The organism is uncultured Phyllobacterium sp., from assembly GCF_902479695.1.
GTDB lineage: Bacteria > Pseudomonadota > Alphaproteobacteria > Rhizobiales > Rhizobiaceae > Phyllobacterium > Phyllobacterium calauticae.
In genome coordinates this window covers 101,778-112,943 of record NZ_CABSQF010000015.1, presented here as the reverse complement: position 1 = coordinate 112,943, position 11,166 = coordinate 101,778, and the positions used below count along the sequence as shown (strand labels likewise).

The 11,166-nt window shown below is 60.2% G+C and carries 11 protein-coding genes and 1 pseudogene; 4 read left to right on the top strand and 8 right to left on the bottom strand.

The genetic code is table 11. The features are described from left to right. Together RDL77_RS11625 and RDL77_RS11620 are read right to left on the bottom strand one after the other, a co-directional pair. Window positions 1-1,833, bottom strand: a pseudogene (locus RDL77_RS11625) (hypothetical protein); the annotation flags it as partial. A 601-nt stretch (window positions 1,834-2,434) separates the two neighbouring features. Beyond that, entirely contained in the window at window positions 2,435-2,626 is a 192-nt protein-coding gene (locus RDL77_RS11620) for a hypothetical protein (protein ID WP_223611389.1), read from the bottom strand. 254 nt (window positions 2,627-2,880) lie between these two features. On the opposite strand from RDL77_RS11620, the gene RDL77_RS11615 reads away from it, so the two are divergent. Further along, window positions 2,881-3,858 carry a DUF2336 domain-containing protein gene (locus tag RDL77_RS11615; protein WP_223611390.1) on the top strand — a complete coding sequence of 326 codons (978 nt, stop codon included), beginning with the start codon at window positions 2,881-2,883 and terminating at the stop codon, window positions 3,856-3,858. A gap of 17 nt (window positions 3,859-3,875) precedes the next feature. On the opposite strand, the gene RDL77_RS11610 is transcribed toward RDL77_RS11615, so the two are convergent. Genes RDL77_RS11610 through RDL77_RS11600 form a run of 3 tightly spaced genes read right to left on the bottom strand, consistent with a single transcriptional unit; the run spans window position 3,876 to window position 6,946 of the window. Further along, window positions 3,876-4,223, bottom strand: coding sequence for a DUF1491 family protein (locus RDL77_RS11610; RefSeq protein ID WP_223611391.1), 348 nt, complete (start codon window positions 4,221-4,223; stop codon window positions 3,876-3,878). A 28-nt stretch (window positions 4,224-4,251) separates the two neighbouring features. After that, on the bottom strand, window positions 4,252-5,160 hold the full coding sequence (locus RDL77_RS11605; RefSeq protein WP_223611392.1) for a peptidoglycan-binding protein: 909 nt from the start codon (window positions 5,158-5,160) through the stop codon (window positions 4,252-4,254). Beyond that, complete coding sequence (locus tag RDL77_RS11600) at window positions 5,135-6,946, bottom strand: HAMP domain-containing sensor histidine kinase (protein ID WP_288192920.1); 1,812 nt, start codon at window positions 6,944-6,946, stop codon at window positions 5,135-5,137. Before RDL77_RS11600 ends, RDL77_RS11605 begins: the two co-directional genes overlap by 26 nt. 375 nt (window positions 6,947-7,321) lie before the next feature. Between RDL77_RS11600 and RDL77_RS11595 the strand changes: the two genes are divergently transcribed. Continuing rightward, a complete protein-coding gene (locus RDL77_RS11595) occupies window positions 7,322-7,804 on the top strand; it encodes a DUF5330 domain-containing protein (RefSeq protein ID WP_223611394.1) in 483 nt (160 codons plus the stop codon). Between the two features lie 76 nt (window positions 7,805-7,880). Continuing rightward, window positions 7,881-8,321 carry a SufE family protein gene (locus RDL77_RS11590; protein WP_288192919.1) on the top strand — a complete coding sequence of 147 codons (441 nt, stop codon included), beginning with the start codon at window positions 7,881-7,883 and terminating at the stop codon, window positions 8,319-8,321. A gap of 186 nt (window positions 8,322-8,507) precedes the next feature. On the opposite strand, the gene RDL77_RS11585 is transcribed toward RDL77_RS11590, so the two are convergent. Further along, window positions 8,508-9,314 carry a DUF6456 domain-containing protein gene (locus RDL77_RS11585; RefSeq protein WP_288192918.1) on the bottom strand — a complete coding sequence of 269 codons (807 nt, stop codon included), beginning with the start codon at window positions 9,312-9,314 and terminating at the stop codon, window positions 8,508-8,510. After that, the gene (locus RDL77_RS11580) at window positions 9,311-9,766 is read right to left on the bottom strand and encodes a helix-turn-helix domain-containing protein (RefSeq protein WP_288192917.1); all 456 of its coding nucleotides are present in this window, start codon (window positions 9,764-9,766) and stop codon (window positions 9,311-9,313) included. The genes RDL77_RS11585 and RDL77_RS11580 overlap by 4 nt, the downstream gene beginning before the upstream one ends. A gap of 196 nt (window positions 9,767-9,962) precedes the next feature. On the opposite strand from RDL77_RS11580, the gene RDL77_RS11575 reads away from it, so the two are divergent. Next, complete coding sequence (locus RDL77_RS11575; protein ID WP_223611398.1) at window positions 9,963-10,250, top strand: cytoplasmic protein; 288 nt, start codon at window positions 9,963-9,965, stop codon at window positions 10,248-10,250. Between the two features lie 95 nt (window positions 10,251-10,345). Here RDL77_RS11575 and RDL77_RS11570 read toward each other — a convergent pair whose 3' ends face one another. After that, window positions 10,346-10,783 (bottom strand): MucR family transcriptional regulator, encoded by a 438-nt coding sequence (locus tag RDL77_RS11570; protein ID WP_091880604.1) that lies wholly within the window; start codon window positions 10,781-10,783, stop codon window positions 10,346-10,348. Between the last annotated feature and the right edge of the window lie 383 nt (window positions 10,784-11,166).

The following is an 11,166-nucleotide window of genomic DNA, read 5'->3' as shown; positions in this document are numbered from 1 at the left end:
TAGCTCCGCCTTCTCCTCGCCCTCCCCCTTCTCCTCCACCTTCTCCACCGCTCCCCGCTTCCCCCCAACCTTCGCCTCCGCTGCCCCCGTTTCCTCCGCCTTGGCCTCCGCTGCCTCCTCCTCCTCAGCCTTGGCGTCGGCTACCCGCTTTTCCTCAGCCTTGGCATCGGCTACCCGCTTTTCCTCAGCCTTGGCATCGGCTACCCGCTTTTCCTCAGCCTTGGCGTCGGCTACCCGCTTTTCCTCAACCTTGGCGCGCTCGGCTTCCAGCTGTTTCTGCTTTTCGGCCTTGGCCGTTTCTGTAAAATCGAAACCCACCCGGACTTCGTTGTCGGTATAAGAGAGCGAAGGGGTGATGTAATTATAGTGCGGTACAATATCGTCGAATTTTCCCTTCACACCCTTCACAGCTGTCAGGATGACAAAACTTTTCCGGAAGAAGTCCTTGACTTGCTCCTCGCTTAACATTGTTGCGGAACCGGTTGTCTTGTCTTTATCTTCTGAACGCACGTTGACGATACCACCGAGAAGGTTTGCCTGACCCTTGACGGCCAATTTGCTGTTGTTCGAGCCATCATTGGCAATCTGCATGCCCAAAAAGCTGCCCTTATCAAAGGTGACATCACCTGTCGCCTTCAGAGTGCCAACCAAGTTATTCTCAGCCGCAGACTTAACCGTCGGGTCGTTGCTGGCGCCAGAATTAATTGTGCCGCCCGCATGCACGAATACGTTGCCAACAGTGCCAATACCATTCAGCACACCGTTTCTATTGATCGTGATGTCGCCTGCAGTTCCCGCAACAGCAGCACCCGCCTTATCAATGCCGGCATCGGAATCCCCCCCGTTCAGCACGATTTCACCGGCAATGCCACCGGGATTAACGCTCAAAACACTACCGCTGTTGATCGTAGACTTGCCGGTGATTTCCCCCTTGATAATCCCTATACCTGCATCAATGGTGACATTCGTTACCTTACCGCCAGCTTCAACGACAACCCGACCGCCAGCGCTCGCAATAACATCATCTATCTTTCCACCTGACAGAACGGTCAACCATCCGCCCTTGCTAACTGTGCTCTTGCTGATCTGACCAAAAACATCTGCATAACCGCCAAGGCCACAAATCCATCCAATACCCTTTTTGTAATTTGCCTCGCCTTCCACGACAACATTATCGACCTTGCCTTCTGCTTGAACATCGAGCTTGCCGCCGGTCTTGACAGCGACATTGCCCACGGTTCCCCCATCGGCAACTTTCAGCAATCCACCATTGTTGACAGTGCCGGTTTTGATCTCACTTCCCTTTCCGGAAACGAAAGCACTGCCGCCCACGCCAACCGTCGTGCGCTTCCATCCTGTCACGCCGTTGACAGTGACGTCATCGGCCTTGCCCCCCGTGTTAACCTCCAGTTTGCCGCCATTGTTGACGGTGACAGTGCCTGCTGTTGCGCTATTGGAAACAGACAACAAGCCGCCCTGCTTGACGATACCTGTTTCGATCCTGCTCTTCTCGCCGGCCACATCTACCAAGCCACCCGAACGTTCCTGATCCTTTGTCTCAGCTTTCGTGCCGTCCACAATGACTTCATTGGCCGTCGCTCCGAATTTAACGCTTAACCATGCATTACCCGGGCCAACATCAATAGTTCCGGTCGCCTTGGCTTTATCGCCGGAAAGCACCAACGTTCCAGGCATCAGTACAGACCCGCCACGATTGTCGACCGTGCCATTCCTTATCTGGCCCTCGACCTTAGCACCGCCATACACAATGATGTCGTTTATCGATTCATCCGGCCCGAATTTCTCGAGTTGTTCCTCCTCAGTGACCGTCACGTTTTTGCCAGACGGCTCAGGGGCATGGGCTACTGGTGGCGTGGTTGGAACTGGCGACACGGATGCTGGTGTCGAGGTAACAGGCGCTGGCACAGGGTCTTGCGCCCATGCCATTCCCCCGGACCCGGCCAGAAGCATGGCCGTGCAGACGCTGCACAGGAGATGGTTGCGGAAAGTGAAAAGAAAATTTGGACGTGCGGGTACAACCGCAGCTGTGGCGTGGAAAATCATAAAATATAGCTCCCAATATACTGTTGGCTAAAATAAAATGCCGTCAAAAAAACGAATCAATACAATACTTACTAGCGCGTATTGATTCAGAACAAAACCGGAAGCGCAAGAGCACAACCTGAGTGATCAGGATTTTTCTACCCTGTGTGGCAGAAAAGCAATAATTTACGTATTTTTGGTTGTATTAAGTGGCATCCTGACTGCAACCACTAGTAGTTTCTGATGGAAGAACACACCAAACAGGTGAACGCGTCACAGCTGAGAACAATGCTGGGATTCGAACATCAGGGGTGAGCGGGTGCACCAGCGCGGCGCAGTATTCCCATCCACAGCGGCCATATGTGCTGCGCTGAATGTCCCGACGCGCCCCCTAACCCGGCTGCGGTGTCGGATCGAAAAACCGGTGGCCCGGCTTGTCCTTGTCACGCGGGCGGGCGGGCAGCGCCGGGCGCTCATAGCGCACGCCGGGAAAAATCATGATCTGCGCGGTTGCCGGCCGCTTCGTCTCGGTGGTGGTGCGGCGCCGCGAGGCGCTGCCTGGAAAGGCAATGACAAACCCCATTTCATCCATCCGTTCGGCTCGTTGATCTCCTTGATACGCAAACGCTCATGCTGGTCTTGGCATCCGGCCAAAGCGCCGGACAACCTGGCTGCTTTGCTCCCCGTTTCCGGGGTGCGGACCGGTCCCGGTCCGCTCGCGCGCGATCATTTCGCGCATAATTTCATTAGACACCCGCAGGGTTAACGGATTGCTAACGCTTCATGGCTCATTTTAGCCATTGTTTGGCGTCGTGCGTAATCGAGTGGAGTGTGTTCGTGAAGTATCCTGAGTTTCGGGCACTTGAAGACCGCAATGGCGGCAGCAAGGCTGACGATCTCCTGACCGCATCGATCACCGCCTTCTGCTGCGTCGCAAGACCGGCAAAGAGCGATGCCCAGCAGCTGGAGGATCTCGCCGTTCCGCTGCTCGCCCTCGCCTCGCCGCGCGTGCGCCGCCATGCCGCCGCCGCCCTTTCTGAAATGCCGCATGCGCCCAAACGCCTGATCCTGGCGCTCGCCGAGGATGATGTGGATATTTCCGCGCCGCTGCTGTTGCGCTCGCCGGTGCTCAAGCCGGGCGATCTCATCGGCCTGATCCAGCACAGGGGTATCGGCCATGCCCGCGTCATCGCGCGGCGCACGGTGGAGGACGCCGCGCTGCTGCAGGCCCTGCGCCATTTTCACGACCCGGCCATTGACCGCGCCCTGGCGCTGCAGAGCGGTTTGCCCGCCCATGAGGAGAATGAAGCCTTGGACCGTGCCGAACCCGAATCGCCGCGCCTGCGCGAAACCCGCGAGGCGCTGCGCGCTTTGATGCGCGCATCCGATGCCGGCCATTCCACTGATCAGGCCCTGGCCGACCGGCTGATCGATGCCGCCCTGCTCGATGAAACCCATACATTCCGCGCCGCCTTCACCACGGCGCTCGATCTCGACGGTGAAACCGCCGAACGCATCATCGGCCACGGGCTCAATGCCGAACTGACCATCGCGCTCGCCGCGCTTGGACTTTCGGCGGAAGCGGCGCATCTGGTGCTGACCGGCCTGTTCGGCCTCGTGCACAAGGATCTGCATTCGCTGCGCCTGTTCGTGCAATCCTACCGCCAGATCGACCAGGACAAGGCGCAGGCGACGATCCAGCGCTGGAAGACCGAGGAAAACTCGCAGAAGCTGCGGCAGAAACTGCGGGAAATGGCGGCGGATTTCGAACGCGGCGGCACGGCGCCCGGCCCGGCCAAGCGCCGGGTGTCGTAACAACCCTCCGTCCGTGGTCAGTCGCGGGCGAGCGGAAACAGCGCGCCGCGCTCGCCGCGATAATCCTCGATCTCGACGATCCACAAATCCCGGTCCCAGCGTTTCTGCTTGTCCAGCGCCGCATCCGCCTCGGCTTCAGCCACGGCCGATTGCAGCAGGGTGAACTGCCGCTCGTCCGGCTTGGTCTCGTCATAGACCATCTGCGGCGCCGGGCCGAACAGGTCGTAGCTGCCGTCGGCGTTGCGGAACTTGATGAAGATCGCCCCGGCTTCCGCCGCGCCCCTGCTGGCAAGCGCGGCAAAGGCACCGCTGCCGTTGATGCGGCGCACCAGTGCGGAAACCCAGAATTCCGATGTCAGACGCATATGTCGTGACCGCCCATGCCCAGCCTCATCAGTTGATCAGGCCGATTTCCTGCATCTTGGCCAGCAGTTTCGCATCGGGCTCGCCGGTGACCGGCAGCTTGAACAGGTTCTGGAATTCCCGGATGGCGGTCTTGGTGCTGGCACCGACCTTGCCGTCGATCTCCACCTTGTCATTGCCGAAGGCGCGCAGGCCCGCCTGGATGCGGACGATCTCCGCCGGGGCGAGGCTGTTGCCTGCGGGCTGCTGGGCGGTGCCCGCCGTCAGCTTGTCGGCCGGGGTGGCCGATACGGTCTGGACGGTGGCTTTTTCGGCGTCGTGGCCGGGCTTGGCGGCCGGGATCGCAATGCTGGCGGTGGTGTCGCTGGCGCTGCCGACGGCGGGCTGGGCCGTCTCGATGCCCATGTCGGCCGAGGCCTTGCGGTAGGCCTCGATGGCGGCGCGGGTACCCTTGCCGGCGAGGCCGTCGACCGCGCCGTTGTAGAAGCCGAGCGACAGCAGTTTCTGCTGCATCTTCGCCACTTCCGGATCGCCGCCGGGTGCGAGCACGGGCGTGCCGCCATTGCCGGCGGCATTGTTGATGGCCGCAGCGACCGGATCAGGATTGCCCTGCGGCACGGGAACCGAATTGACCTTGCGCACCGGCGCATCGACGGCGCTCTGCTTCTGCGGCGTGCCGAATACGCCGCCATCGTGCTTGATCGGCTTGAACACCAGTTCCGGCCGGGTGCGGAAGAACACGCCGTCATGCACCTGCGGCTGGTACCACAGCGCATTGGCGGAGATGAAGCCGAGGGTCACCAGAAAGGCCGTCGCGCCGCCGGTGATCGTCGGGTTGCGGGCAATCAGCCCGCCTGCCCCGATGGCGATACGGGCCATATGGCCGCGCTTGGGCGCCCGGCGCTTCCTGCTGTCAGGCCGATTTGCGGGCTTGCGCATGCGAACCTCCCTCACTGTCGCCGTCGGCCCGGAATTCGACGATATTGACCGGTTCCGCCGGAACCGGCTCGATCCGCGGACCGGCGAGTGGAATGAGAACATTCACCACCGTGCCCTCACTGGGACGGCTGCGGATGTCCATCTGGCCGCCATGCAGGCCGATCAGGCCCTTGACGGTGGCAAGGCCAAGGCCGGTGCCTTCGTGCCTGCGCGTGTAATCGTTCTGCACCTGGCGGAACGGCTGGCCGAGCGTCAGCAGATCCGCCTCGGCAATGCCGATGCCGGTATCGCTGACGGAGAAGGCCAGCATGTCGCCATGCAGCCCGGCGTCGATGGTGACCACGCCGCCGCTCTCGGTGAACTTGACCGCATTGGACACCAGGTTGATCAGCACCTGCTGGATAGCGCGCTGGTCGGCAACAACAGTGCCGATGGTGCGGCTGACGCGGTCGCACAGCGTCACGTTCTTCTGCGAGGCCTGATGCGCCATCATGTCATGCACCATGGTCACCGCATCCTTGAAGGCGAAGGGCTCGGCCATGATCGGGTAGGTTCCGGCCTCGATCTTGGATACGTCGAGAATGGCATTGACCACGGAAAGCAGATGCGTGCCGGACTGGTGCACCAGCTCGACATATTCGCGCTGGCGCGCATCGGGCAGCTTGCCGCAGATTTCCTGCAGCAGCACGTCGGAGAAACCGATGATGGAATTGAGCGGGGTGCGCAGTTCGTGACTGACCGAAGCCAGGAAGCGGCCCTTGGTCACCTCAGCCGTCTCGACCTGCGTGCGCGCGGCATCGAGCGCAAAGCGGTCGGCGACTGCGCCGGAAATATCCGTTGCCACGACGACGAAACCATTGTCCCGGCTCTGCGGCACGCCGGAAAGGCGATAGGTGGCAAAGCGCACGGTGTGCGCCGGTTTCGCCGCATCGCCAGCTGCAACGCAGCGCAGCTTTATCTCCGCCGCCGTGGCAGCCGTCCCGCTGCGCAAATCCGACAGGAACGCCAGGAAATGCACGCGGTCCGAGACGTGCACGCGGTCGACCAGCGCCGTGCCGATCAGCAGGCTGCGGGCCACGCCGAAATGCTCCTGCGCCTTGCAGGACAATGCGGTGATCATGCCGTCGCGGCCAAGCCCGATCACCACGCCGTCAACGGCGCTCTCCAGATCGGCGACACGGTCGTCGCGGCGCGCTTCCTGACCGCGCGCCACCAGCGCACCGGCGGAACGGACCAGCAGCGTTGCCCCGTAAGCGAGCGCGGCCAGCAGGGAGAATGCCGTCAGGGTAACGTTGCCGCCCATCCACACGGACACGCCGAGGAGAACGGCAAGCACCGCCGCGGCAATGCCGCCGGAGAGAACAAGCGCCTTTTGCGAGCGCATGACGAACCAGGCTTCGAGCGGGATCGCCGCGCCCATGATCCAGAGCAGGAGATTGGCGGATGGCGCCATGACGGCGATCAGCGCGATGGCAGCGCCGTAGGATGCCAGCGCAGCCAGACCCAGCCGGGTACTGTTGCGAACCAGCGAGAGCGTTCCGCAGAAAATCATCGGCAGGGCAAAAACACCGACACCGAGGCTGAGCATGCCACCGGCTTCACTGAACAGGGAGTGGCTGGCGGCCAGCGCAACGGCCAGCAGGAACGGCATGGCGAGGAAGGCACCGGCCATGCGGGCGTCCCTGTCGCGTTCGGCTGCGCCGGCAACAGATGTGCTTACCCAGCGTTTGCAATGGCGCCGGTAGGCATCAGCAATTCTGGGCAGTGTGACGGAATGAATCGGCACCAGTTTTTTCCTGCTATCCGGACGGTCCGGCCGGGGCCGGATGCGTCACGGTCATTTCAATGTCGCCGTTAACTTTTGCAGACGAGGCTTTAAGGAAAGGATAAAACCGGGGACGCAGATGTCCCGCACAACCGGTTTCAGCCGAATGTGAGGGGGCTTTTCAATGCATGGTAAATGAAGGGTTTCGGGTTGCCGGCGATTTGCCGGTCGAATCGCAAAACCGGCATTTCGGGCTCCAAGATTTCTTAATCCTTGGTTTCTATGATCGCTCAAATGCAAAACCGCGTCTCAACCGGTTTTTGCCTTGTCTGTGGCAATGTCTCGGCATGGGCTGCTCCTGGGAAGCGGTTCCGGTGTTGGCAGAGGATATCTGAAATGTTCTTCCTGATCAGGTTTGCGATCAAGTTCTGCTTCTGGATGTTTTTGATTTCGCTGTTCATTCCAGTGGACTCAAAGGACAATCCGCAAGGGACGGCCCAGCCCGGCCCGCTCGAGGCTTTCTTTGCCGCACGCGAGACGATCAGCGATCTCAGCCAGTTCTGCACGCGCAATCCCAATGCCTGCGAAACCGGCAAGGCGGCCCTGAACAATGCGGGCGTTCGCGCCAGCGAAGTGGCCAAGGTCGGTTATCAGTATCTCGATACGCAGCTGGGCGCCAAGACCAACGGCGCCGATGCGGCCGTTGCCGCCGCCCATGGGGACCCCGCCGATGCCGCCACTGCTATGGACAAGAGCGATCTGATCAAGGCCAAGCTGCGCGAGATGGCGATGCGCGAAATTCTGGAAGCGGCCGTCCGCCAGCGCGAACAGGCCAATGCCGTCGACGGCAAGACAACGGGCACAATCGCAAAGAAGTAGCCTGCGCGACAGGAAAAACGATGACGTCCGGCTTTCGCATCACTATATGTGCCACATCACATGCGAGACTGGACCTATGGCACAGACAATTGACGACATCATCGCGGATTTCGACTTCCTTGACGATTGGGAAGACCGCTATCGCTACGTCATCGATCTCGGCCGCGAATTGAAGCCCTATCCGGATGCCGCCCGCGATGCGGCGCACAAGGTCAATGGCTGTGTCAGCCAGGTCTGGCTGAAGAGCACGCTGAGCGACGGCGCCGATCCGGCCATCGATTTCCTCGGCGATTCCGATGCGCATATCGTGCGCGGCCTCGTCGCCATCATGATGGTGCTCTATTCCGGCAGGAAGGCGTCGGAAATCCTCGCTATCGATCCGGAAGCCATCCTGAAGAAGCTGGGCCTGAACGAAAACCTGACGCCGCAGCGCTCCAACGGCCTGCGCTCGATGGTCGCCCGCATCCGCAACGAGGCACAGGCCGCCCTCGGATCAGCCAGCGCCACGCAGCACTGACGACACTCCCTGACAGTGGGATTCTCACCGGGGCATTCCCGCCAATGCGTTGTGCGTGGTTCGACAAGCTCACCATGAGGGAGAAAGATGGGCTGCAATGCCACTTGCAGATGTTGCAGAAAGTGGCTCCCTGCCGCCCTCAACATCCCTCATGGTGAGCTTGTCGAACCACGCACAACGGCGCTGCTACCGCGCAAGCGTAGGGCGATAATCCCCCGCTCCCCAGTGAATGATGCGCGGATTGCGCCGGGCGGGCGATGGCGGGCAGTAATGTCTGTCCAATGCCGCCAGCGCCGTCTTGAGGATGAGCTTGGCGGAACGGACGGGCCACTGCCGTTCCCGCTCGACAACCTCAAGGCCCTTGAGAAAGCAGCAGACATCCACCAGCACGCCGGACAGTTCCGGCCCGACCGCATCCAGCGCCCGCTCCACCCGCTGGCGTGCCGCCAGTGCGGCATCGGTCATTTCCAGGACACCATTGCCGGATCGGCAGCTGGCACCGCTTCCCACGGCACTCCAGTTGGCGCCAAGCGGCGGCATGAAATTGCCGAGCGTATAATCGTTGCGCAATTGCTCACCGGCCTTGAAGGCGGCCTCGCTGATCAGCGGGGCGCCGGATGAATCCCTGCGCCGGCGCAACAGGCCGAGCGGCGATTCCGCTTCGTTGCGCCGGACCCGTGCCGCGCCGGGCCGGTTGCCCGGTGCCGCCAGCGTTTCAAGGCGATGCTGGGCGGCGAAGGCATCGGCCCCGCCACCCAGCCGGCGCAGGAACGCCCTGCCCGCATCGGTGATGATGAGCATACCGTCAGCGGAGCGCGCCAGTCCTTCGCGCAGGACATGGTCAAGCACCGCCGTCCCGATGGAAATCGCGCCGCCCCCTGCACTTTCCAGCGTCATCTTGCCATTGTCCGCAGTTGCAGGTTCTGCGGCAGCCTTGGCCAGAAAGCACAGCACCCGGCGCACGCCGGTAGCGCTTTTGCCCCGGACGCTCATTGGCGCACCATGCCGCTGCGCAGGAACGCCGCCCGCAGAATGTTTTCAAGAGTCTGCACAACCCGGTCGAACTCCGGCTCGTCGCGCATATCCTCGATCAGATGACAGGCATGGTTGACCGTGCTGCGGTCGCGCCCGAAGGCACGCCCAACCTCCGTCATGGTCAGCGACAGCGTGACATGCGCCACATACATGCCGATCTGCCGGACGCGGGCCACCGACCGCTCGCAACGGGAATGCGCGCGCAGTTCGCGGCCGCTGACATTGAAGAAGCTGGCGAGAATGTCGATGACGCCGTCGCAGACATGAAAAAGACGGCCGTCCGGCGGTTCGCCCCCATCCCGGGCAACGGGCTCCGCCGGCTTCGATTTCGGACGGGCTTGACGGAGGATCTCAATCATCGCCCGCGCCTCGGCGGCAGAGCGGATCAGATGGGGGAAATTCTCGGACATGCTCGCTCCACTTCGTATATAGGAATATCTTCTTATATTATTCCCAGCAAGACCGTGGATAAGTTTTCCCGCGCCCGAACATCATGTCATTGTTTTCATGGATTCTTTTCTGAAACCACCCACGCAATCTAGGACTTTTGTCCTACACTCCTTAAACCAAGGCAAAGTGTGTCCATCCACCATCGAGGACGGAAACATGGCTCAGAGCGAATGGACGAGGCAGAGGGCGGCATTCCTGGCTGCGAGGGACGCGCAGCGCAGCATGGCGCGGCAACGCCTGGCGCTGCAAATCCTCTGCGGCGAAGATCTTGACGCGGTGATCGCGCTTGGTGCGGCCGAGAAGCAGACCTATTGCAGGCGGTTAAAGCGTTTGATTGAAAGAGAGAGGATCAAGGGCGGCAAGGGGCACTGGAGCTACGACCTCAATCGTCATATCGGTCTCAAGCAAGCCCTGGACACTTTATTGAAATCCATGAGGGGCTGAAATCCGTGCCGGCGCCTATGCCCGGAAAAATGGAGCCCGGATAACAAAACGGCGCCCGAAGGCGCCGTCTTGCAAATAGTCTGAACCGCTTGCTGTCAAGCAGCCTTCTTGCGCTTGCGGCCGAGGCCCATGTTCTTGGCCAGACGCGAGCGCGCAGCAGCGTAATTGGGTGCAACCATCGGATAGGAAGCATCCAGATCCCACTTTTCACGGTACTGCTCAGGCGTCAGACCGTAATGGGTCATCAGGTGACGCTTCAAAGACTTGAACTTCTTGCCGTCTTCGAGGCAGACAATGTAGTCATCCGCAACGGATTTCTTCGGGTTGATTGCAGGTTTTGGCTTTTCCTGAATCGCGACCACTGCTTCTGCACCACTGCCGACCCGACCAAGAGCAGCGTGGACATCAGCGATAAGCGCGGGAAGATCGCCAGATGGCACTGAATTGTTGCTTACGTAAGCAGCAACCAATTCAGCGGTCAGTTCCAGGAGAACGTCTCCAGCAGCTGTATTTGAATTGTCGAATGTTGTCATCAAAGTCCAAATCCTTCATCTAATTTGAAAAGTTGGTATTACACGGGAAAGCAAGCAGTATAAATCTGCAAATATCAGAAACCCTGACACTGATGACGACACTGTATTCAGGATGGAGCTCTAATTGTCAAATCAATACTTCACCTAAAAAAGAAATATTTGTAATTTTTCCTTGATATTGAATTTACTGCGAACCTGGTGCTGATTGGGCCAGGAAAGCTAAAATCCCGCTGCACATATGATAACATAAATGTTCACACGTGAACATCCGCACAACACCACTAAGACCAAAAATGGCAAAAATGAGGAACCAATCCGCATTTCACAAGCATTCTATAACAACGGAGGCCGCTCAGTGCAGTGCCAGACCTACTTTAGTGCAA

Excerpts from the sequence above, each read along its gene's own strand:
- RDL77_RS11620 (WP_223611389.1), bottom strand. The coding sequence starts at position 2,626 with ATGGGGTTTGTCATTGCCTTTCCAGGCAGCGCCTCGCGGCGCCGCACC.
- RDL77_RS11610 (WP_223611391.1), bottom strand. The coding sequence starts at position 4,223 with ATGCGTCTGACATCGGAATTCTGGGTTTCCGCACTGGTGCGCCGCATC.
- RDL77_RS11605 (WP_223611392.1), bottom strand. The coding sequence starts at position 5,160 with ATGCGCAAGCCCGCAAATCGGCCTGACAGCAGGAAGCGCCGGGCGCCC.
- RDL77_RS11595 (WP_223611394.1), top strand. The coding sequence starts at position 7,322 with ATGTTCTTCCTGATCAGGTTTGCGATCAAGTTCTGCTTCTGGATGTTT.
- RDL77_RS11590 (WP_288192919.1), top strand. The coding sequence starts at position 7,881 with ATGGCACAGACAATTGACGACATCATCGCGGATTTCGACTTCCTTGAC.
- RDL77_RS11585 (WP_288192918.1), bottom strand. The coding sequence starts at position 9,314 with ATGAGCGTCCGGGGCAAAAGCGCTACCGGCGTGCGCCGGGTGCTGTGC.
- RDL77_RS11580 (WP_288192917.1), bottom strand. The coding sequence starts at position 9,766 with ATGTCCGAGAATTTCCCCCATCTGATCCGCTCTGCCGCCGAGGCGCGG.
- RDL77_RS11575 (WP_223611398.1), top strand. The coding sequence starts at position 9,963 with ATGGCTCAGAGCGAATGGACGAGGCAGAGGGCGGCATTCCTGGCTGCG.
- RDL77_RS11570 (WP_091880604.1), bottom strand. The coding sequence starts at position 10,783 with ATGACAACATTCGACAATTCAAATACAGCTGCTGGAGACGTTCTCCTG.